At 48.5% G+C, this 21,073-nt stretch carries 17 protein-coding genes; 10 read left to right on the plus strand and 7 right to left on the minus strand.

Going from position 1 to position 21,073, the window contains the following annotated elements; genetic code table 11:
* Window positions 1–2 precede the first annotated feature (2 nt).
* Genes GFC06_RS10075 through GFC06_RS10110 form a run of 8 tightly spaced genes read left to right on the plus strand, consistent with a single transcriptional unit; the run spans window position 3 to window position 9,874 of the window.
* Window positions 3–2,132 (plus strand): GumC family protein, encoded by a 2,130-nt coding sequence (locus tag GFC06_RS10075; protein ID WP_153690108.1) that lies wholly within the window; start codon window positions 3–5, stop codon window positions 2,130–2,132.
* The gene (locus GFC06_RS10080; protein ID WP_141875553.1) at window positions 2,129–3,340 is read left to right on the plus strand and encodes a lipopolysaccharide biosynthesis protein; all 1,212 of its coding nucleotides are present in this window, start codon (window positions 2,129–2,131) and stop codon (window positions 3,338–3,340) included. Before GFC06_RS10075 ends, GFC06_RS10080 begins: the two co-directional genes overlap by 4 nt.
* Window positions 3,337–4,707, plus strand: a complete 1,371-nt coding sequence (locus GFC06_RS10085; RefSeq protein WP_153690109.1) for a capsular biosynthesis protein — start codon at window positions 3,337–3,339, stop codon at window positions 4,705–4,707. The genes GFC06_RS10080 and GFC06_RS10085 overlap by 4 nt, the downstream gene beginning before the upstream one ends.
* A 4-nt stretch (window positions 4,708–4,711) precedes the next feature.
* A complete protein-coding gene (locus GFC06_RS10090; protein WP_016154114.1) occupies window positions 4,712–5,701 on the plus strand; it encodes a glycosyltransferase in 990 nt (329 codons plus the stop codon).
* A 14-nt stretch (window positions 5,702–5,715) separates the two neighbouring features.
* Complete coding sequence (locus GFC06_RS10095; RefSeq protein ID WP_047358833.1) at window positions 5,716–6,927, plus strand: glycosyltransferase family 4 protein; 1,212 nt, start codon at window positions 5,716–5,718, stop codon at window positions 6,925–6,927.
* 1 nt (window position 6,928) lies between these two features.
* Window positions 6,929–8,041 (plus strand): glycosyltransferase family 4 protein, encoded by a 1,113-nt coding sequence (locus GFC06_RS10100; RefSeq protein ID WP_153690110.1) that lies wholly within the window; start codon window positions 6,929–6,931, stop codon window positions 8,039–8,041.
* Window positions 8,042–8,043: 2 nt separating this feature from the next.
* On the plus strand, window positions 8,044–8,451 hold the full coding sequence (locus GFC06_RS10105; protein ID WP_016154111.1) for a hypothetical protein: 408 nt from the start codon (window positions 8,044–8,046) through the stop codon (window positions 8,449–8,451).
* 31 nt (window positions 8,452–8,482) lie between these two features.
* Window positions 8,483–9,874, plus strand: coding sequence for a DUF4832 domain-containing protein (locus tag GFC06_RS10110; protein WP_153690111.1), 1,392 nt, complete (start codon window positions 8,483–8,485; stop codon window positions 9,872–9,874).
* 46 nt (window positions 9,875–9,920) lie between these two features.
* On the opposite strand, the gene galE is transcribed toward GFC06_RS10110, so the two are convergent.
* The 6 genes from galE to melR form a co-directional block, all read right to left on the minus strand.
* The gene (gene galE, locus GFC06_RS10115) at window positions 9,921–10,937 is read right to left on the minus strand and encodes a UDP-glucose 4-epimerase GalE (RefSeq protein WP_016154109.1); all 1,017 of its coding nucleotides are present in this window, start codon (window positions 10,935–10,937) and stop codon (window positions 9,921–9,923) included.
* Between the two features lie 67 nt (window positions 10,938–11,004).
* Window positions 11,005–11,943 carry a glucosamine inositolphosphorylceramide transferase family protein gene (locus tag GFC06_RS10120; RefSeq protein ID WP_153690112.1) on the minus strand — a complete coding sequence of 313 codons (939 nt, stop codon included), beginning with the start codon at window positions 11,941–11,943 and terminating at the stop codon, window positions 11,005–11,007.
* Window positions 11,944–12,151: 208 nt separating this feature from the next.
* Entirely contained in the window at window positions 12,152–12,787 is a 636-nt protein-coding gene (locus GFC06_RS10125) for a carbonic anhydrase (protein ID WP_047499502.1), read from the minus strand.
* Between the two features lie 154 nt (window positions 12,788–12,941).
* Window positions 12,942–14,114 (minus strand): MalY/PatB family protein, encoded by a 1,173-nt coding sequence (locus GFC06_RS10130; protein WP_103766777.1) that lies wholly within the window; start codon window positions 14,112–14,114, stop codon window positions 12,942–12,944.
* Between the two features lie 124 nt (window positions 14,115–14,238).
* Entirely contained in the window at window positions 14,239–15,699 is a 1,461-nt protein-coding gene (nhaC, locus tag GFC06_RS10135; protein WP_016154105.1) for a Na+/H+ antiporter NhaC, read from the minus strand.
* A gap of 193 nt (window positions 15,700–15,892) precedes the next feature.
* Window positions 15,893–16,831 (minus strand): transcriptional regulator MelR, encoded by a 939-nt coding sequence (melR, locus tag GFC06_RS10140; protein ID WP_016154104.1) that lies wholly within the window; start codon window positions 16,829–16,831, stop codon window positions 15,893–15,895.
* Between the two features lie 309 nt (window positions 16,832–17,140).
* Here melR and GFC06_RS10145 point away from each other — a divergent pair, with 309 nt between their 5' ends.
* Window positions 17,141–17,641 carry an anti-virulence regulator CigR family protein gene (locus GFC06_RS10145; protein ID WP_153690113.1) on the plus strand — a complete coding sequence of 167 codons (501 nt, stop codon included), beginning with the start codon at window positions 17,141–17,143 and terminating at the stop codon, window positions 17,639–17,641.
* A 64-nt stretch (window positions 17,642–17,705) separates the two neighbouring features.
* Here the strand turns inward: GFC06_RS10145 and GFC06_RS10150 are convergent, their stop codons facing one another.
* Complete coding sequence (locus GFC06_RS10150; RefSeq protein WP_049270992.1) at window positions 17,706–19,454, minus strand: sigma-54 interaction domain-containing protein; 1,749 nt, start codon at window positions 19,452–19,454, stop codon at window positions 17,706–17,708.
* Between the two features lie 376 nt (window positions 19,455–19,830).
* Between GFC06_RS10150 and dpaL the strand changes: the two genes are divergently transcribed.
* On the plus strand, window positions 19,831–21,045 hold the full coding sequence (dpaL, locus tag GFC06_RS10155; protein WP_444546550.1) for a diaminopropionate ammonia-lyase: 1,215 nt from the start codon (window positions 19,831–19,833) through the stop codon (window positions 21,043–21,045).
* Window positions 21,046–21,073: the final 28 nt, after the last annotated feature.

The following is a 21,073-nucleotide window of genomic DNA, read 5'->3' on the forward strand; positions in this document are numbered from 1 at the left end:
CGATGAAACTATCAATAGTGGAAAACGGCAAAAAACGAGAAAGCACTGTTGAATTCTCCCGCTTTGCCAAAGCGCTGAAAAAGAACGCCTGGAAAATCGCGCTGGCCGGTATCGTTGCCGGGGTCGTGGCTTATCCGTTAATCAGCATGATGTCCTCAAAGTATGTATCAACGGCGACGGTGCTGATTAAGGCGCAGGCCGATAACGTTTCTCCGTTCCCACAGGTTGATGGTTTCGATTCAACGCGCAGTGGTTACTACGAAACGCAATATGCGTTGATGCATTCACGAATTGTGCTCGAGCAAGCCGTTCGCGATATGAAGCTGGATGAAAACCCGGCATTTACCGGGGAAAAAGCCGATGCTCAGGGCGCTGATAGCAGTGAAAGTCGGCAACTGAGAATGGAGCTGGCGCTGAAAACGTTGTCGAAAAACCTGAATGTCATCGGTATTCGGACAACGAACCTCGCCTCTATTACCTATGAATCGACTTCGCCCCAGGTTGCGGCTGATATCGCCAACGGCGTCGCGCAGGCTTTCATCAACTATACGCTGGAGCAAAAGCGTCAGAAAGTAGAGAAAGCCCGCGAACTGAATTATGAAAAAATGGAAGAGATTCAGAAGTCGATAGCGAAGCAAAAAGAAGAGATGGAAAGCTATCTGAAAAATGCCGGGCTGTTGACCTTTCGCGGTATCGATGGTTTTGAAACTGAGCAGTTAAGTATCGTGACCAATCGTCTGGCCGACGCGACCCAACGTCGTGTTGCCGCTGAATCCGTTTATAACGAGGTGAATGGAGCAGGGAAGTCCGCCGAGAGCGTTATCTCGCTGCCTTCGGTCTCTAACCATGCTCAGATTCAGGATCTGCGCATTGCGTTGATTCAGGCGCAGCGTACGTTGTCTGAACTGCGCAAAGTTTATGGGCCAAAAAACCCCGCCATTTTAAAAGCAGAGGCCGATGTTCAGTCGATCCAAAGCCAAACAGGACGGGTGTTGGGTGAGCTGAAAGTCGGCTTACGTCAGCAATATCTGGCGGCGCTGGCGGATGAAAAGAACTATCAGCAACAGGTGGAACAGCAGAAAGAGATCTTCCAGAAAATGGCGTCAAAACGGGATGCCTGGAACGGCCAAAAACTGTCGTTAGATAAAATGGAAGACCTGTATAAATCGCTCTATCAGCGTACTCAGGAGCTGTCGCTGTCCGGCGTGAATGCCGATGCGGTGTTATACGATCCCGCAGTTCCCGCATTAAAACCGGCGAAGCCGAATAAATCACTGCTGTTGGTGATGGTGGTCATGCTGGTGGTCGTGTTCAGCATCATGTATTTCATTGTCAAAGCGGCGATGGATAACTCAATCGCCAGCCTGAGTCGCATGAAAAAGCGCCTCAACGTTACCCCGCTGGGCGAAATCCGTCGTTTTAGTGGAACCTCAGGGCGTGCGCAAGTGCGGGACATGATCCTGAAGAACCCGCTGAATGCTGATATTGTGCACGGTATCCGTACCCGGATTATGCTGGATAATCGTCCATTACAGACGCTCGCCGTGGCATCGACGGAACACGGTGATGGGCGTTCTTTGTTGGCGAATCTGTTAGCGAACTCCTTTAGTTTTGACCAGAAAACGCTGCTTATTGATGCGGATTTCTTTAATACGGGCGGGCTTTCTTCTGAACTGGCATCACCTACATCCGCAGGCCTGGCTGAGCTGCTGCGCGGAGAGACTCAGCTGGAACAGGCGCGGATCACGCTCAGTGATAATCTCGACTTTATTGCGCACGGCAAGAGCACCATCTCTTCTTTACTGATGTTGTCGTCGGAGCATGTTGAACCCTTAATGCGCGAACTGAAATCGCATTATCAGCGCATCATTATTGATGTGGCTGCTGTGAATCAGAGTCAGGATGTTCAACTGATCAAACGTGCCGTCGATGGGGTTGTTTTCATTGTGAAAGCCGGGGTGGAGTCGGCGGGACACATCGCCAGCGCGCTGGATAAGATTGAGGAAAATAACGGCGTGGTGATTGGCGCGGTACTCAATGCGGTTGAAGAAAAAGATCTTGAAACCCAGGAGGGTCTGCGTTCACTTAACTTCAGTACCGATCAACTGATGACGACGCCAGGCCGGGTATGAGTCTACTGAAGAGCGCTTCCACGATAGCCGGTTCATCAGTCATCTCGCAGTTGATTGGTGCGCTGTCTATCTGGTTGATTTCGCACAAGTACGATATGGCTGAGGTGGGGCTTTATGCGCTCAATTACAGCATCGCCGTGGTGGGCGCGCAGGTGTGCACCTTTGCATCGCAGCTTTTAATTCCAAAACAGCACGACGACGAACTGGTACAGAACGTCGTTTTTTGCCTGATCCAAAGCACGATCATTGCCTTACCGTACGCCGTACTGACAGCGTGGCTGTTTCACCAGAACATCATGTTCCTCTATTTGCTGACGCTGGCGACGGCGTGGGTTTTAATCTCGGAAAACCTGTCGCTGCGCACGGCCAATTTTCGTTTTCTGATTTTCCAGCGCATCTCTGTCTCTGTGGTGGTATTACTTTCGGTTCTGGTTACGCATCAGGTGCAACTGTTTTATTGGTCATGGGCCTGCGCGACGATGGTGCTGACCATAAGCTGTATTTTGCATTCATTTGATATTCGTTCCGTGGCGGCCAGACATTTGCGACCTGCCAGTAACTGGCATTTTTTCAAACAAAATATCCATCACATTACCAAAGTCGGTAGTGCGGAAGTGCTGGCGATGGCCAGCAGCAATTTGCCGATTATGTTGATTAACTTTTGGTTCTCGGCGCTGACGGCAGGTTATTTTTCCGTGGTTAGCCGCTTTTGCCTGGCGCCGGTGGTGATCATCGGCAATGCAGTGCGCAATACTATTTTTTCCAAGTGGTCTATCGACTTCAGAAATAACACCTTTAATTATCAGGAATATACCAGGGTACGGTTGCTACTGTTGGTTCTGGGGGTTATCTGTACTCTCGGGGTGTTTATTTTCTATCCAATAGTGATGCGTCTGGGCTTTAGCGAAGACTGGATTAACTCCATTGAGACGTCGCGCTACATGTTGCCCTATTTATTCCCGGCGCTGGCGATAAGCCCTCTGACGGTGATTGAGCTTATTTTTGGTTCCCACCGCTATTTTCTGCGTATCCAACTGGAACAGCTGGCGATTGTGTTATTCGCATTTGTCGTCATTCCCTATTTTCATAAAGATTATGCTACGTCGGTTATCCTGTTTTCTTCACTGACATTTATTCGCTACGCCTTCATTTATCTGAAAATGAATAAGCGAGCCAATCTTCTGAAAGACAAGCCGGTGATACTATGACGCTGAATACCGGATACTATTTACAGGTTTTTAGCTTTGTCACGCTGATCCTGTGTGGCCTGGTGCAATACTTTACCGGCATGCAGTCGGTGCTATGGATCCCCTTTTTCCTGACCCTGTTGATGGTGGGATTATTGGTGATGCAGACGCGTGATGGCTCGCTGCAGCTGGATGCGCAGGAGACGATTGTCCTGGCGTTGTATTTTTCGTTCCTGATACTGGCCGGAACATCGACGCTGATTCAGGGCGGGATCACCGTCGCGATTGTGGCATTTAAAAATGAAATCGCATTGTCACTGGTGATGATCTGTTTGCTGCTGGGATTTTGCCGGGAGTCGCAGGTTTACCGTGCAACGCGCTATCTGTACTGGGTGTTTTACGCGCAAATCCCGGTAATGATTTATCAGGTTTTGCTGGTCGTTCCCCAGCGCGTTGCGGTGCGTGGCGAAGATGAGAAATGGGACTCCGTGGTTGGTACGTTTGGCGGTGACCCCATGGGGGGCGGTAACACTGCTGCGATGGGCCTGTTTTGCCTGTTGATTATGTTGTTAAAAGTCTCTGAGTATAAGCACGGGTTGACCTCGTTCAAGTCCATGGCGTTGCACATTGTTCTTGGGATCGGGCTATGTATTATTGGTGAAGTGAAGTTCGTCATTCTGCTGTCACCTCTGTTCCTCGCGTGGGTGTGGATCTCACCGAGCTACGTCAAAGACGTCAGTAAGGTTAATCTGAAAACGCTGTTGGTTATTGTGGCGGACATGCTGCTGCTTATTAGCCTGTCGATAGTGATCCTCGCGTACTATTATTCTTCCGCGTTTGGCGGCGATCCGTCGAAAAGCTCGTTAAGCATTTTCATCGACTCCTTAAGCTATATCTTTGACCCGAACTACATCATGTCTACCGGGGAGTTAGGGCGCTTTACGACGTTCCTGTTCTGGTTGAAAAATAACGATCTGTGGGGGCTTTCAGGAACGTTATTTGGTTATGGGCTCAACGCCACAAACAGTGGGAGTACGGTGTCGCCGGGCTTTTTGAATATCATTTATAACTTAATTCTCGACTCGACTTCCCTGAGTATGCTGCTGTGGGAAGTCGGGGTGATCGGCACGTTACTTTTTATTAGCTTATTCATTTATATCCTGAAAGTTTGTCAGCCAAAGCCATTACTGACGCTTGAACAACTGGACCAGCAGGATCTTCAGTTGCTGAGCTTTGCACCGGCGTTTAACGCTTTTGCTATCAGTTGCTTAATTAGCTTACCTTACAGCCAGATACTGATGATTACACCGATGTTACAATTCCTGTTCTATTTATCACTAGGATCAAGTTTAGTGATTCGTCGAACCGTCCTTCGCTGTGTAGGGTAATTGTATGGACCAAAAACCGTTTATTTCAGTGAGTATTAAAACACTCAATGAATCTGAATGTATTGAGAAAACGATAGACAGTATCCGCAGGCAGCTTGTTGATTATCCACATAAAATTATAGTGGCAGATAGCCTGTCAACGGATAACACCCAACAGCTTGCGATCGATAAAGGGGTGACCGTGGTCTCTTTAACTGACCCAGGCGATCGCTGCTGCGGCGTCGGGCATCAGTTAGGTTATCTGTATAGTGAAGGGGAATATCTGTTGCTGATGGACGGCGACATGGAGCTGGAAGAGGGCTTTGTGGATCAGGCTGTCGCTTTTTTGCAGGCTGAGCCGGAATATGCAGGTGTCGCGGGAACCGTTGAAATGGACGATGCCGTTAACTATGAATTTAAATCGCGTAAGCAGCGTATTAGTAAAATCTATCCGCTTGGAGATAGCGACCATTTAGGCGGTGGTGGGTTATATCGCCGCTCTGCGATTGAGAAAATTGGTTATCTCACCAACCGTAATTTGCACGCTTATGAAGAAGCCGAACTTGGCCTGCGTTTGCTCGATGCGGGTTATAAACTACGCCGTCTGAATATTCCGTATTTTATTCATACTTCGCATACCATGCCGACCTTTCAGATGCTGAAGCACCGCTGGAAAAGCGGATACTATCAGGCACCGGGCGAGCTTTTACGTTGTGCGTGGGGAAAACCTTATTTCGGCAAAGCGTTAAAAATGGTTAAGAATGAGGCGATTTTTTCTGTGTATCTGATTGCCTTGTTTATTGCGGCGGTGACCTTCAATCTCGAACTTTTCGATATTGCATTTCTACCCTTGCTTGCATTTATTATCTTGAAAACCGTGCAGAATCGATCGTTATTGAACGGATTGCAGAGCGTAATGAACCTGGCCGTGCTTTCTGCGGGACTTGTTAAAGGGTTGACTAAACCAGTACGCGATCCGTTGACTCCGCCTGACAGTAAAATCATTCATGAATAACTAAGGCTGGCGCAATGAAAGTTTTATTAGTGAATAAGTTTTTTTTCATTAAAGGCGGCGCGGAAACCGTTTATTTTCAAGAGCGCGAGATGCTGAAACAGGCCGGAGTACAGGTTATTGATTTCTCGATGCAGCATGAGAACAATTTCCCTTCGGACTATGCGGATTATTTCGTCAGCAATGTGGACTACCACCAAGAGCGCAATCTGCTGGGCGGGCTCAAAACGGCGGTTAACTTTATTCATAATTCGCAGGCCTGCAAAAAGATGCTGGCGCTACTACAAAAAGAGCGTCCGGATATCGTCCACTTCCATAACATTTACCATCAGTTAACGCCGGCGTTGATTAAAGTGGCCCGCAATTTTGGCTGCAAAACGGTGCTGACCGCGCATGACTATAAGATCGTCTGTCCTGCCTATTCCATGCTGCGCGACGGTAAAGTGTGTGATTCCTGTATTACCGGGACGGTTTTCAATGCCTTCAGGTATCGTTGCCAGGAAGGCTCCGCTTCAAAAAGCCTCCTGCTCTCTTTAGAGGCGACCTGGCAGTATATTGCGCAAAATTACCAGGCGCTGGATGTGATCGTTTCGCCGAGCGTCTTTTTACGCGGCGTATTGTTGCGTACGCTGCCGAATTCGCGCATTGATGTTATCGTCAATGGCGTTGATGACAGCCGTCCTCTGGGTGAGGTAAGCGATGCGGGCTATATGCTGTACTTCGGTCGCCTGAGCCGTGAAAAGGGCGTGGCAACGTTATTGGCGGCGCATGAGAAAATGCAGAACAAAGCGCCGCTGAAAATTGTGGGGCACGGTCCCCTGCACGATGAATTAGTCGCCCAATACCCGGACGTTGAGTTTTTAGGTTATGTGCAACAAGGGGAAGCTCTCGATAACCTTATTAAGCATGCGCGGGCAGTGATCCTTCCTTCAGAATGCTATGAAAACTGTTCTATGGCGATATTAGAGGCGATGTCCTTAGGCAAGCCGGTGATCGGATCGCGCATCGGCGGCATCCCGGAACAAATTCGTGACGGTATCGAAGGGATTTTATTCGAACCTGGCAATGCGCAGGAGTTAGCAAATGCGCTGGATGCACTGGCCGACTCGCCAGAGAAGGCGCGGGTCATGGGCTTACAGGGTCGTGCGCGATTGAGTGAAAAATATGCGCTGAGTAAACATATGGATACTCTACTGGCGCTCTATAAAGAACTGCTGAGCAGGCCATAGTATGAGTAAAAAAATAACGGTTTTTGGTACGCGTGGTATTCCCGATGTATTGGGCGGGGTGGAGACACACTGTCAGAATCTATATCCTGCCATTAAGCAGCAGTTGGACGTTGATATTTGCGTGATTGCACGCTCGCCGTATGTAAATTACAAACGATCGTTATATAAGAAAGTTGAAACCTACGCGCTGTGGGCACCCAAAAAGCGCTCGCTGGAAGCGATTGTCCATTCTGTTTTAGCGGCATTTAGGACAAGTATCGACCATTCGGATATTGTGCATGTCCATGCTATCGGGCCTGGGCTTGTGATCCCATTATTACGCATGTTAGGGAAGAAGGTGGTGTTCACCCACCATGGACCTGATTACGATCGTCAAAAATGGGGATTCGTTGCCAAAAAAATATTGCTGCTGGGTGAGCGTTGGGCAGTGAGATATGCCAACGAAGTGATTGTGATTTCTGAGGTTATTAATCAACTGATCCAGAAAAAACACGCTCGCTATGATGCGCATTTAATTCACAATGGCGTCAACGAGCCGCGGTCGTTATCTGCGCTGACCATCGACAATACGCTCTCCCGCTTTGGGCTGCAGCCGAAAAACTACCTCGTGGTGGTTGGGCGATTTGTGGAAGAAAAAGGGATGCATGATGCCATCGCCGCTTATCAGCGCAGCGGTTTAACTATGCCGTTAGTGTTAATTGGCGATGCGGATCATCCGACCGAATACAGCATTCGCCTCAAAAAGCTTGCCGCGGACACGCCTGGCGTTGTGATGACGGGGTTCTTGCGTGGTGATGAGCTTCAGGCGGTGTTTTCGCAGGCCCAGATGTTTGTGATGCCTTCATACCATGAAGGATTGCCCATTGCGCTGCTGGAAGCGATGTCATTTTCTCTTCCTGCCGTCGTCAGTGATATTCCGGCTAACCTCGAAGTTCAACTGCCGTCCGAGGCCTATTTTAAGGTGGGGGATGTGACCAGCCTGGCCGAAAAATTAACCGAGTGGGCGGCAACCAATAGCGTGGACTATCGTGTATATTTGCAAAACTACAACTGGCATGAAATCGCCAAAAAGACGATTAACGTCTATCACTCAATTGATAAAGATATAGGTTAATTTTGACCAGTCCTCAAAATCGTCCTCCCGTCATCGAACGATTTTATGCTCATCTTGACGAGCCGATTGCGCAAGGGTTGACCCCTGAACAAAAAGAAGGGGTGGAAAAAGCGATCCTGGCCTCGACTCTGACTTCGCGGCATCAGATCGATATTCGCCGAAGCTTTCCCTTTTTCAGTAAACGCTATTATCTGGTTTTTTTGTTTGGCAGAGATTTGCGTCGGCAGCATCGTCAGGAATCGACCCTGTCGAGAATATTGCTCACTTTTTTGCTGCTGATTGCCGTGTTGTTCGTTACCTGCTGCGTGTTGCTGACGCTGTATATGATCAAATCAGCATTAGGTATTGATGTGTTCCAAAATTTTCATGTGGGTATATGGGACTGGTGGTTAAGCCTGAAAAACCGCTAGCGTAAACAAACCTGTGGAGGGCGTCACTGCGATGAAGTGTAAATGGGTTTCTGCGCTGTTGTTGATGTCCTTTCCGTTGGCGGTTATGTCCGCATTAACGACCGTAACCCCCAAAGCATTAACGGGCCCGCTAACCAATCCGGGGATTGGCGTGGCAAGTTTCCATCAGGGGTACGGTGAAACGCTGGGTCTGGCGGACTATCCCAATACCGGATTTGAATACGAGCGATTTTACTGGCGAGAGCTGGAGCCTGTTGAAGGTCAGTATAATTTTGCGCTGGTGGATGATGCCTTCAAATACGCGGCAGCGCATCGTCCCGCGATGAATGTCGGGCTGCGGTTTATGGTGCTTGCCGATCCGGGGGATGGCACAAAAATTCCCGATTGGCTGATTAAAAAAGGCGTGAAAGGCGGCTGGACGCCCGATAATAAAACATTTATTCCGGATTTAAGCGACCCACTGTTTATTGAGTACAGCCAGCGTCTGCTGAACGCATTCGGAAAACGCTACGACGGTAATGAGAATCTCGCTTTTGTGGATATCGGCATGGTGGGGGCCTGGGGTGAATGGCATAACAGCAATTTCCCTGATCTGAAACCACTGTTGGAGCAGTACACCACCGCGCAGTTAGACCCCTACGTCGCAATGCACTTTTCTGCCTTCCCTTCGACGCCGAAAATAATGTTGATGAGCGGTGGGCAAAGCCTGGCGAATGCGGTGGCGCGAGGGGCTGGATGGCGGGCGGATTGCTGGGGTGACCTGCGCGTATTTTCGGACTCCTGGAGCCATATGGCCGATGATTACCCGCAGCGATTACTGGCAGCACAGCAGAGCTATACGGGGTTTAATGATGCCTGGAAACGTGCGCCGGTCAGTCTGGAAATCTGTTCATATATGCAGGACTGGAAGAACACCTTCCACTATACGCGTGCCGAAGTGCAGGGCATTTTTGACTGGGCGGTCAAGCAGCACGCCAGCACGATCAACCTGAAATCGAGAGCGATACCCAGCGATTATCGACCGATTGTTGACGACGCGCTGACCAAACTGGGCTATCGGTTTCGCTTAGCGTCTCTGAGCCATGAGTCCGTGTGGGACGGCGGACAAACGTTGAGGTTGAACAGTACCTGGTATAACGAAGGTATCGCACCGATTTATCTGCCCTACACGCTGGCATTTCGTGTGGTGGATAGCGCCAGTAAGGTAGTGGCGCAGGGGAATGCGGCGGATGATATACGACGTTGGCTCCCGGGCGTTTATCAGGTTAGCTACGCATTGCCCATGCCGGGTCGACTGGCGAAAGGGCAATACGCCATTGAGGTTTCTATGCTGGATAAATCCGGGGCGGCAAGAATTAGCTTTGCCAACGAAGGAAAGCAGAGCAGCGGCTGGTATCGCGTATCAACGATAACGGCACGCTAACCCGTCACGGCAACGAGCCTGAGGCTCAGGCTCGTTGCCGGGTACATCAGATGTTATAACCATTCGGGTTGTTTTTTTGCCAGTTCCAGGTGTCACGCATCATTTCATCAAGGTTGTAGATGGCCTTCCAGCCTAACTCTTTGTATGCCAGTGACGGGTCAGACCAACATTCGGCAATGTCGCCGGGCCTTCTGTCGACAAACTGATAGCTTATTTTTTTCTGCGCCGCTTTTTCAAACGCCTCAATCAGATTAATCACGGAATAACCGACCCCGGTACCGAGATTAATCACCTTGTAGGCTGCGCCTTTGTTCTGGCTATCCAGCGCGGCTAAATGGCCGGTCGCCAAATCCATGACGTGGATATAATCACGAACGCCGGTGCCGTCGGGGGTTGGATAGTCATTACCGTACACCGACACGGTTTTCAGCTTACCAATCGCAACCTGGGAGATGTACGGCACCAGGTTATTGGGGATACCGTTGGGATCCTCACCAATCCGACCCGATGGATGGGCGCCGACTGGGTTAAAATAGCGCAGGCAGGTAATGCGGAAATCGGGCTGCGCGCGGGAGAAATCGGCCAGAATCTGTTCGACCATTAATTTAGAGGTACCGTACGGATTGGTGGTACCCCCCGTACGCGATTGCTCGCTCAGCGGCACGCTTTCCGGATTACCGTATACCGTAGCTGATGAGCTAAAAATGAATCGATTAACGCCTGCGGCCAGCATCTCATCCAGTAAAACCAGCGTTCCAGTGACGTTGTTTTCGTAGTAAGCAAGGGGTTCTTTTATCGACTCGGAAACCGATTTGAGGCCCGCAAAATGAATGACATCGGTGATGTTATGGTTGGCGAAAATGTTTTTTAATGCCTGCCTGTCGAGAACATCAGCGATATAGACAATGGGTTCCCTTCCTGTGAGTTCCGCGACCCTGTCCAGCGAGATACGGCTGGCGTTTGCCAGATTATCGATGACAACGACATCATCGCCTCTTTCCAGTAGCGTTAAAACAGTATGTGAACCAATATAACCTGCACCACCAGTGACAAGAATAGCCATACAGACTCCAGAAAAATGCTAAAAACCCGAGCGATTTTCCACCAATACCACCCAAGGATCCAGTGGATCAGTTATTTTGCCGGGAAAGGTATACGTTTCTATATTTTATCATACACTTATAGGATATTTTTTTAAAGATTGCCAACAGACTGAACTTATTTATTTTTGTATCATAGGCAATATAGTTACTTGAGAAATTTAGCGTGTGAACGCCATCACTGTGGTTGATCGACGAATTGATTTGTTCGATCAGATTCTCATCAAAAGTAGCGTCATTCAGTGTGACTAATTCTTTGATGTAGATAGATTTTCCATATGTTTCAGGTGTGCATTCCTGGGTTAAGAAATACACTTTATTATCGGCAAGATAAGGCGCACCCGCTCCCCGATGATGATGATTGCTCACCTTCAATGCAGGAGTAATTCTTTGCCACTGTCCGTGGAGATGCTCTGCCGAATGAATAATTATTTTATTATCCATGGTGGTCGACATAAGATAGCAGGTCTCATTCATTGAAAGAAAAATGTTATCTGTCACTTCGGTATCAGAGATTAGAACTTTAATTTTCTTCCAGCGTGTAGGAAACTCTACTGACTGAAACAGTATCACTTCTTTTCTTTCTGATGATTCAGGAATCATGAAGAGCTGATCGTTAATATTAATCAGGAACGGAAATGATAAATGACACATCAGGTCGTCAAAACCTTCAAGTTTCACGTCATCAATTTCAACCAGTTCACGATCAAGAATACGGCATCGGAGCGTGCCTTTCGAGTTGCGAAAGCTAAAAGCTTCATAAAAAACATACAGTTTATCATCTTTTTCAATAAGAAAAGGATCGGCCTGAAACGTATATTTCTTTTTTAACTGCTGTGCAGCGGATTTACTTAATATATCCAGTGTATTATTCGGAAATAAGTGTGTACCATGATCTTTAATAATCATGATATCCCACGACTCATGATAGAATAACATATTTATTATTCTTTTTATTTTTGCTTGCATTCGTACCCGCTCCTTTTTATCGCCTGCATCATGTATGAACAGCTATTTGCGGCTCAGTTCATGAGACCTGTCGCAACGTTGTATGAATGTGCGAAAACTGATGTGAGAACACCAGTGGCTATTTTAAAACTAGTCGCAAGCATGTTTTTTGTCTATAGCACAAAAGTAGGTAAAAGCTCTCCAGAGCATCCTTGCTCCAGTGGACGATTTACTCGAAATGCACCTGCGGGTTATCAGCAAGGGAAACGTAGGTTTTGCTGTTTTTATCCAGGGTACGGATTTCACCGCTTTCGATGTCATATACCCAGCCGTGCAGACGAAGCGCATTATTTCGCAGCCCAACCGCGACGCAAGGATGCGTTTTAATATTATTGAGCTGTGCGATAACGTTTTCTTCCACCATGGCGTTAACTTTATCGATTGGGTTTTCCCAGGTTTTCTTCTCAACCACGGCTTTCGCGGCATCGGCATAGTGCAACCAGTGAGCCACCGCGGGCATCGGATCCAGAGGCTGGCTATCGGCAATGGCTTTCATCGCGCCGCAGTTGGAGTGTCCGCAAATGACGATATCCGTCACACCAAGTGCGACAACCGCGTATTCAATCGTAGCAGATACGCCACCGGGTTCCGGTCCAAAAGACGGAACGATATTACCGGCGTTGCGGATAACGAAAAGCTGTCCGGGCTCTTGCTGAGTAACGAGTTCTGGCACCAGGCGGCTATCGGAACAGGAGATGAAAAGCGCTTTGGGATTCTGGCTGGATGCCAGGCTGCGAAAGAGTTCCTTACGTTGAGGGAAAATCTCTTTTTGGAAGTTGAGGAAGCCCTCAATGATATGTTGCATAGCAGTGTCTCTTTTCTCTGTTTAAGCAGGTTATGATGAAGATCACACTTTCCAGTTTAACACCAGCCGACAGAACGGAAAAACTTTATAGCAGTTCTGCAACATCTTTGTATAGTTTTGCCCCACCGTGGCGGGGCAAAGAGTGTGATGCGCGCTACGCGTTCTGTCGTTTTTGGTACGCGGCTTTCAGTCGGTTCATCGCTTCTACCAGTACCGAGCGCGGGCACCCAACGTTGAGTCTCATGTGACCCTCTCCACCGGGGCCATATTGCGCGCCTGGTGACAGACCCAGTTTTGCTTCCTGCACAAAAAATGCGCCTAGCTGTTCATCGCTAAGATTCATTTTTTCCGCGTTCAGAAACAGAAGATACGATGCTCCGCCATACACAATGGAGATTAAGGGACAGTGCTTTTCAATTTCACTTTTAACAAACGCCACATTGTCGGCCAGGTAGGCTAATAATTTTTGGTGCCAGTCGCCACAATGGGTAAAGGCGCTGTAAATGGCCGCCTGCTGTAATGAATGTGTCTCGGCAAGGTAGCAGTTATCCAGGAAACCATAGAACTGATGGCGTAATTCATTATTTTTAATAATGGCAATTCCGCCCTGGATCGCCGCCGTGTTGAAGGTTTTACTGATTGAGGTCAGCACGATTGACTGGCTCCCTGTCGCTTCGTCTAAAGTAAAAAACGGCAGATGGCGCTTGCCTGGCAGGGTTAAATCACTATGCACTTCATCTGAGAGAATAATGACGCCAGCTTGCTGACAATAGTGACTTACTTTTTCCAGCGTTTCCCGCGACCACACCATACCGCCCGGATTATGCGGCGAAGGGAAAAGAAACATTTTGCACTGCTTGAGTTTTTCGCTGAAATCATGCCAGTCAAATTCGTAATGACCCTCTTTCTCAATGAGGCGCGTTTGAATCAAATTCCTGCCGCTGGTATTTACCAGATTAGGGTAGGGGTCATATATTGGCGTACAGGTTAAAATATTATCACCTGGTCGGGTAAACACCATCAGAGAGAGCACGATAGTTTTTATGACGCCGGGAATAAAATGCAACCAGTGTGGCTTTATGTCGACATCATACTGTTGCGCATACCAATGAATAACGGACTCTTTCCATTGCGGATAATCCAGGTTGTAGCCTTGTACCGGCTGCGACACCACTGAACGCAGTGTGCTCATGATTGGCTCTGGCGTCACAAAATCCATATCTGCAATCCACAGCGGTAATACATCGGTGGTGCCGTACATCTGTTGTAATTGACCGTATTTACGGCAATTAACATCCCTTATGACAATATCATCAAACAAAGACATTGCTGACTCCTGGACAGTCTCTGAAAAATAGTTTAAGCAACGCAACAGTGAAGAATATTTCTGTATATCTAATCGATATATTAAATTTACCCTGGTGGTAGCCAATATTTAGCTATTTATTAGCCTATGATTTTTGCTCAACCATATGCTCTGTAGCTTCATTTGGTTCATATTTAGCAATACCAATACCGGTGGCCGCCCACAGCAGGGCAAAGATGATGCCGCTGTAGCAGAGGATTGCCCATGGCAAATAATCAAGCGTCGCCACGCCCAGCATCGTGGCGCAATAAACGCCCGAGGCAGACCAAGGGATAATCGGTTCGACAACGGTTCCGGCATCTTCGGTAGTACGCGAGAGGTTCTTTGTCGCAAGCCCTCGTTTTTTATATTCTTCTTTAAAGGCATCGCCGCACAGCAGCAGTGGCAAGGTTCCATTTGCCGTACAGGCACAGATGGTGAACGTCGTCACAATCGTGGTGGCCACCAGGCGGAATGTGGATTTAACGCCTTTCGTGAGCGCGTTTATCACGGTGTGCAAAGAGCCTGTCGCACTCATTGCGCCGGCAAAGCTGAAGGCGCTGAAGACGGTGACGAAGCTGCTAAACATTGAAATGGCGCCGCCTCGTTCCAGTAAGCGGGAAACATCTGATGACAGTGTTGGCAGGTTATCTCCGGTGAGCATCGCGAGCTTAAAACCGCTAACCACGGATTCGCCAACCGATGATGCGGTAAATTGCTGAAAGGCTAATGCCAGAATCATCGAGACTATTGTGGATAAAAAGAGCATCGGGATTGGCGGTCTTTTTGACAGTGAGCCATACAAAACGATGATCGGTGGCAACAGTAGCAGAATGTTAAAGTGATAAATCTGGCCGATAGCGTTCATCAAGTTGGTGATATTGGCTGGCGCGCTGGATGAGGCATCAATGCCCATGCCCATATAGCTGTATACGACGCAGCAAATAATAAATCCCGGGCCGGTGGTCCACAGCAGATGGCCGATATGCGAGTACAGGTTTACACCGGCAGCCAGCGCCGCCATGTTGGTTGAGTCAGAAACCGGAGAAAGCTTATCACCAAACCAGCAGCCGGAGACAATAGCGCCAGCAGCAATGGGCAGCGAAACATTCAGACCAATCGCTACGCCAATCATGGCGATCCCGACGGTTCCGATAGATCCCCAGGAGGTGCCGGTACAGACTGAGATCAGCGCTCCCAGCATAAATGCTGAAATATAGAAATACTGCGGGTTAATCCACTTCAGACCATAATAAATCATCATTGGAATAGTGCCTGACACCATCCATGCGCCAATTAAGAAACCGATACTGGCGACGATTAATATGACAGGAAGCGCTTCAGATATTTTATTGCAAATAGATTGTAGAATGTCATCCCACGTGTAGCCGTGAGCGATGGCGATAAACGAGGCGGTTGCGGTTCCCATGAGGATCATGGGTTCAGCTCGAATATTGAAGATAAAATATCCGATGCTAATTCCACCCAGCATGACTATCATGGGTAAAACTGACCAAAAGAAAGACAATGGCTTTCTGTTGTTGGCGGTGCAGCTATTTAATTCCATAATTCCATCCCAATCGTTAATGGTTGAACACGTCAAATAAATACCTGCTACAGGTCACCCATAACTGAGTAACATAGTTGCCAGAGTTCATGGCTGAACCCTATTTTATTAACTGCTGCAGATTATCTATTTTGACCTGCTATTCTGATGCTTATATTTTGGTTGTAAGGTAAGAGTGAGTTTGACGAATAAATTACCCCTCGGCATAAGGTGAATGATTTCGGCGCTGTTGGCTCAGTTTGCGATACTGCTGCGGCGGCATGCCGACGTATTTATGAAATGAGCTATAAAAACGGCTGCTGGATCGGAAACCTGCAATTGTAGCGATATCCAGAATTGTTTTATCCGTATCGCTGAGCAAAGCCCGCACATGGTTGATGCGCATTGCGGTAATATACTGTTTCATTGTTAGTTGCATCACGCGATGAAAAATGCCCATCGCATAATTTGGGTTGAGCTTAACGTGTTCGGCAATAGCATCGACCGTAAGCTGTTTGTCGCAGTTTGCGGCAATAAACTCCAGCATCTGGCTGACGTAAAACTGTGAATGCCGTGAAATACTGTTTTTCTGGGTGCGCGATGTTTTGTTACCCAGCACTGGCCGCCAGCCAGCGAGGCTAAATCGCTTGAGCATCAGGGCAATCTCATCAATGGCTAATTGACGAATTTGCTCATTGTCGCTGTTGAGTTCACTCTGCCAGCGCTGCACTTCAAAAGCACTCAACTGCTGCGAGGCAAGCGACGTAATCACCATCCCATGCGTCACGTGGTTAATCAGTTCCCTGTCCAGCGGCCAGGACAAAAACAGATGCATCGGTAAGTTGAAGATGGCCATCTGTTTACAGTGCCCGGCATCCGTCAGCTGATGGGGTGTGCAGGCCCAGAACAGCGTGATAAAGCCCTGTTTGCTTTTCACCACTTCGTCATTGAAAAGGTACTCCACATCGCCATCAAACGGCACATTCACTTCAACCTGACCGTGCCAGTGGCTGTAGGTCATGGCCAGCGGAGCCCGCAGCTCGACGTCCATCCGCTGATACTCTGAGTAGAGCGCCAGCGGACTTCGCGACTTTTTTTCATAGCTGCGACACATATGTGGGTCGAGCGGCAGCTGCGGGGTACTTTTTGCCATTATGGGTGGGTTCCTGAATAGTGAATCTGACCATGGGTAGCGCCAAAGCATGAACATAGCTTAACCGAAAAAAAACGCCGTTTTCTCTCCATTTTCGCGAAGTTATTCCCAAAAGCTCAGATCCTGTGCCTGTCGCTTGCCGATCTGAGTTAACGGGAATGGCGGTTTTTAATTTAAAAAACGGTCAATCAAAGCTGCTCACTTTGCAAAGCGACAGCGTTTTTCTGCCAATAAATCGGATTCATAGCGATAGCCAATATTCACGCAATACCATACATTTTGTATGTATCCATATCTTAAGGAATCATCATGTCCAGGCTCCGTACTTTAGCAACGGCTTTAGTTGCCGTTGCCGCGATGTCGATGTGCGCTATCCCCATTTCGGCTAACCCCGGTAATGGCAACGGAAATGGTAATAGCGGCAACCATGGTAATAGTGGGAATAAGGGTAATAGCAGTCATAGCCAGAAAGGAAACCCAGGCCCAAAAAACAACTCGCAATCGGAACAGCGTAAAAATTATGGCAAGCCGGACCATGTTGATAGTGATATTAGCTATAACGTGGCCAGGCAATATGCCGTCAGATATGGTTTGACGGGATATAAGTCACTGCCTCCGGGCATCGCCAAAAATCTGGCGCGAGGAAAACCACTTCCTCCGGGGATCGCTAAGAAAAGTGTCCCATCCTCGATGCTGAATCAACTGCCATATTACCCGGGTTATGAATGGCAGGTTGTTGGCGACAATCTGGTGTTGATTGCACTGAGCACGGCAATTGTCACCGCGGTTATCAATGGTGTGTTTGATTAAGTATCCCTGTACTTAACCACCAAAAGCCCGCGCTACGCGGGCTTAATTGTTAAAAAAATGGGGCTCACAAACCATACAGTTTTATTTTTCGATAGAGCGTGGCAATACTGACTCCCAGTTCTGATGCAGCCTGTTTTTTGCCCTCCACGCTTGAACCAAATCGCTGAATGGCATTTTCGATAGCGTCCCTTTCCGCTTGTTTTCCTTGGTTCGCCAGCTGTCGGGGTTGTGCGGTCATCGTGGTTTTCCTGCTGTCAGCCGGGGAGAGTAAATAAGGAGGCAGATGGCTGGCGTTGATCCCGGCGGCTTCTCCGCGCATCACAAAAATGTATTCGATGACGTTGCGTAATTCACGAATGTTCCCCGGCCAGTGCCAGGCATAAAGGCGATTAATAACGTCATCGGGCAGTTTTTGCGGTGCACGTTGGTAACTGACCGAAAACTCATCGGCAAAGTATTGTGCGAGGACGGCGATATCAGCCCTGCGTTCACGCAGGGAAGGAAGCACCAGAGGGACGACATTCAGGCGATAGAAAAGGTCTTCGCGAAACTGATTATTCTCCACCATCGCGCTAATATTTTTGTTGGTCGCGGCAATAATGCGCACATCAATATTAATGATGTTATTAGAACCCACGCGGGTGATCGCTTTTTCCTGCAACACCCTGAGCAGCTTGGCCTGCAGGTGCAGCGGCATATCGCCGATCTCATCCAGAAACAGGCTGCCGCCGTTGGCCAGTTCAAATTTCCCCATTCGTCCTTTGGGATCTGCACCGCTAAATGCACCGCGTACATAGCCAAACAGTTCGCTTTCCAGTAGTTGCTCAGGGATTGCCGCGCAGTTGATTGTCACGAAAGGGGCGGCTTTACGGGGGCTGTTTTGGTGAATGGCAAATGCCACGACCTCTTTACCCGAGCCGCTTTCCCCGGTGATGAGCACGCTGGCGTAGCTGTTGGCAATTTTGCTAATGGTGCTTCTGAGCTGCTCCATTGAGGAAGAGTGGCCAATCAGCCGCACCTGCGTGTCAGACTCATAAGGGGATGGAGTAAGGTTACTCAGGTAGTCGTGCGCATCACGAAAGATGACCATCGTTAAGCGATCGTTATCCAGCGAGGAGAGCGAAATTTGTTTGCACAGTACATGGTGTTTCTGGCCTTCAAGCGTCAGCCATGCTTCTTCATCGCCATACAAACTGTCCCCGGTTGTTTCAATGGTCAGCGGTAATCCCTGAACTTCGCGGTTGAGAATGCGATCGGCTGAATGATTGGCATGCCAGATAAGACCATTGCCATCAATTGCTACAACGCCGCGGTCCATGGCATCGATCAGACGCCGAAATGCGCCGAGGGTTTCCTGCGCGCGTAAACGCTCCAGACATTCAAAGACCTTACTGGAGATCATTACCGCGATTTGCTCAATAAAAGTGACAAATTTATCAATCTGGCTCAATAACGCGTCACGCTGCGCCTGGGTTGAGCAAATAATTCCGATCACGCCAATCACACGATTGTTGAGAAAAATTGGTGCGTTCAAATCCAGCATTTCAGAACAGTAGTGGTGTTTTTCACATAACTGACACAGCGGATGTTCGCCGGGGTTTTTGATAAGAACCGTTTCTCGGACCTGCAAAACGTGGTGGTAGATGTAGCCATTTTTTGCCACGTTTTCATTGAGCATATGTCGGTATTTACCGGTGCCAGCGATGCGCATTAAGGATTCATCGATGATTTCAACATCCGTTCCGGTTATGCCAGAAATAGCGTCGGCATAATTGCAGATATCATCCTGGATATTGCTGAGTACTGAAATCATGGTACTTCTCCGGCAGCGAGTGGCATTTCTCAAGGGAGATGATAAATATGCGAAGCAATGCAAAAATGATTTGCGAAAAATCAATCTACTGCTCTGTTTTTGGATGTTTTTTTTATTTTATCTTCCGCGATCACACTATTTATCAATTGTGAGAATTTATCAAACGAGGCGATAAACTAACGCTGTGGTATTTTTCAGTGCCCATCTCGTTTTCTTTTTAATTATTTGAAAATAAAGACTTTATTAAAATATTTATAAGGTTTTACTCGATTAATAAAAAACTGGTAAGCATTTTGCTCTATTGGCAATACCGATAGCGTAAATATCTCTGTATACGTCTATTACAGGGAGTGAAATACCAGAACAATGAGGTTTTATGATGCAGGAAAACTTATCATTTTTTATCAACCAGACGCCGTTTACCGAACATCCAAACGCGCCGCTGGCACCGTTTAGTCGCCAGGAACTGGTAAAAGCGTTGAATTTTCATCGGTCTATTCCGGGTTATGCGCCGACGCCGTTATATACGCTGCCGGCTCTTGCAAAAAAGCTGGGTGTTAAAAATATCTATCTCAAGGATGAGTCTCAGCGTTTTGGCCTGAAAGCCTTCAAAGCGTTGGGCGGCTCCTATGCGATGGCGTGCCATATCGCGGAATTAATCGGCAAGGATATCAGTGAACTGCCGTTTGACGTGATGACCAGCGAAGAGGTGCGCCGCGATCTCCAAACCGTCACGTTTGCCACCACCACCGATGGCAACCACGGTCGCGGTGTGGCGTGGATGGCGCGCCAGCTGAAGCAAAACGCCGTGGTTTATATGCCGAAGGGCTCTTCGCAGCAGCGTTTGACCTCCATCCGTAATGAAGGCGCTACCGCTGAAATCGTCGATATGAACTATGACGATGCGGTTCGCATGACCGCTGAACAGGCACAAAAGCATGGCTGGATTGTGGTGCAGGATACCGCCTGGGAAGGGTATGAAAAAATCCCGCAGTGGATTATGCAGGGCTACGGCACGCTGATGCTGGAGGCGATAGACCAGCTGCATCAGGTTGCGCCGACGCATATTTTTGTTCAGGCAGGCGTTGGCTCGTTTGCCGGAATGGTGCAGGGAATGGTGGCGGCAGCCTGGGGTGAACACCGCCCGAAAGTGATCGTCGCTGAAGCGTTAATTGCCGATTGTCTTTACCGCTCTGCCCGTTCTAAAGAGGGGGATGCAATTGCGGTGGGCGGCGATTTGCAAACCGTGATGGCTGGTCTCGCCTGCGGTGAGGCGAACAGCATCGGCTGGAAACTGCTACGTGATTATGCCAACGCATTTGCCTCCTGCCCTGATGAAGTTGCAGCGCTGGGCATGCGTATGCTGGGTAATCCGTTGGCGGGCGATCCGCAGATCGTATCCGGTGAGTCCGGCGCGGTCACTTCCGGTCTGCTGGCGCTGCTGATGACCTCACCTGAACTGGCGCAAACGCGTGAACAACTGGGGCTGGATGCGCATTCCCGCGTGCTGTTGGTCAGTACCGAAGGCGACACCGACCCACAACAATATCTGGATATTGTCTGGGGCGGTCAGTACCCGGGCATCAAATAACACATTTCCTGATTGAGAGAAATAACGG

It is taken from the genome of Citrobacter braakii (assembly GCF_009648935.1).
Lineage (GTDB): Bacteria > Pseudomonadota > Gammaproteobacteria > Enterobacterales > Enterobacteriaceae > Citrobacter > Citrobacter braakii.

What these genes read in the sequence shown, in the direction of transcription:
- GFC06_RS10075 (WP_153690108.1), top strand. Translation starts at nt 3, where the DNA reads ATGAAACTATCAATAGTGGAAAACGGCAAAAAACGAGAAAGCACTGTT.
- GFC06_RS10080 (WP_141875553.1), top strand. Translation starts at nt 2,129, where the DNA reads ATGAGTCTACTGAAGAGCGCTTCCACGATAGCCGGTTCATCAGTCATC.
- GFC06_RS10085 (WP_153690109.1), top strand. Translation starts at nt 3,337, where the DNA reads ATGACGCTGAATACCGGATACTATTTACAGGTTTTTAGCTTTGTCACG.
- GFC06_RS10090 (WP_016154114.1), top strand. Translation starts at nt 4,712, where the DNA reads ATGGACCAAAAACCGTTTATTTCAGTGAGTATTAAAACACTCAATGAA.
- GFC06_RS10095 (WP_047358833.1), top strand. Translation starts at nt 5,716, where the DNA reads ATGAAAGTTTTATTAGTGAATAAGTTTTTTTTCATTAAAGGCGGCGCG.
- GFC06_RS10100 (WP_153690110.1), top strand. Translation starts at nt 6,929, where the DNA reads ATGAGTAAAAAAATAACGGTTTTTGGTACGCGTGGTATTCCCGATGTA.
- GFC06_RS10110 (WP_153690111.1), top strand. Translation starts at nt 8,483, where the DNA reads ATGAAGTGTAAATGGGTTTCTGCGCTGTTGTTGATGTCCTTTCCGTTG.
- galE (WP_016154109.1), bottom strand. Translation starts at nt 10,937, where the DNA reads ATGGCTATTCTTGTCACTGGTGGTGCAGGTTATATTGGTTCACATACT.
- GFC06_RS10120 (WP_153690112.1), bottom strand. Translation starts at nt 11,943, where the DNA reads ATGCAAGCAAAAATAAAAAGAATAATAAATATGTTATTCTATCATGAG.
- GFC06_RS10125 (WP_047499502.1), bottom strand. Translation starts at nt 12,787, where the DNA reads ATGCAACATATCATTGAGGGCTTCCTCAACTTCCAAAAAGAGATTTTC.
- GFC06_RS10130 (WP_103766777.1), bottom strand. Translation starts at nt 14,114, where the DNA reads ATGTCTTTGTTTGATGATATTGTCATAAGGGATGTTAATTGCCGTAAA.
- nhaC (WP_016154105.1), bottom strand. Translation starts at nt 15,699, where the DNA reads ATGGAATTAAATAGCTGCACCGCCAACAACAGAAAGCCATTGTCTTTC.
- melR (WP_016154104.1), bottom strand. Translation starts at nt 16,831, where the DNA reads ATGGCAAAAAGTACCCCGCAGCTGCCGCTCGACCCACATATGTGTCGC.
- GFC06_RS10145 (WP_153690113.1), top strand. Translation starts at nt 17,141, where the DNA reads ATGTCCAGGCTCCGTACTTTAGCAACGGCTTTAGTTGCCGTTGCCGCG.
- GFC06_RS10150 (WP_049270992.1), bottom strand. Translation starts at nt 19,454, where the DNA reads ATGATTTCAGTACTCAGCAATATCCAGGATGATATCTGCAATTATGCC.
- dpaL (WP_444546550.1), top strand. Translation starts at nt 19,831, where the DNA reads ATGATGCAGGAAAACTTATCATTTTTTATCAACCAGACGCCGTTTACC.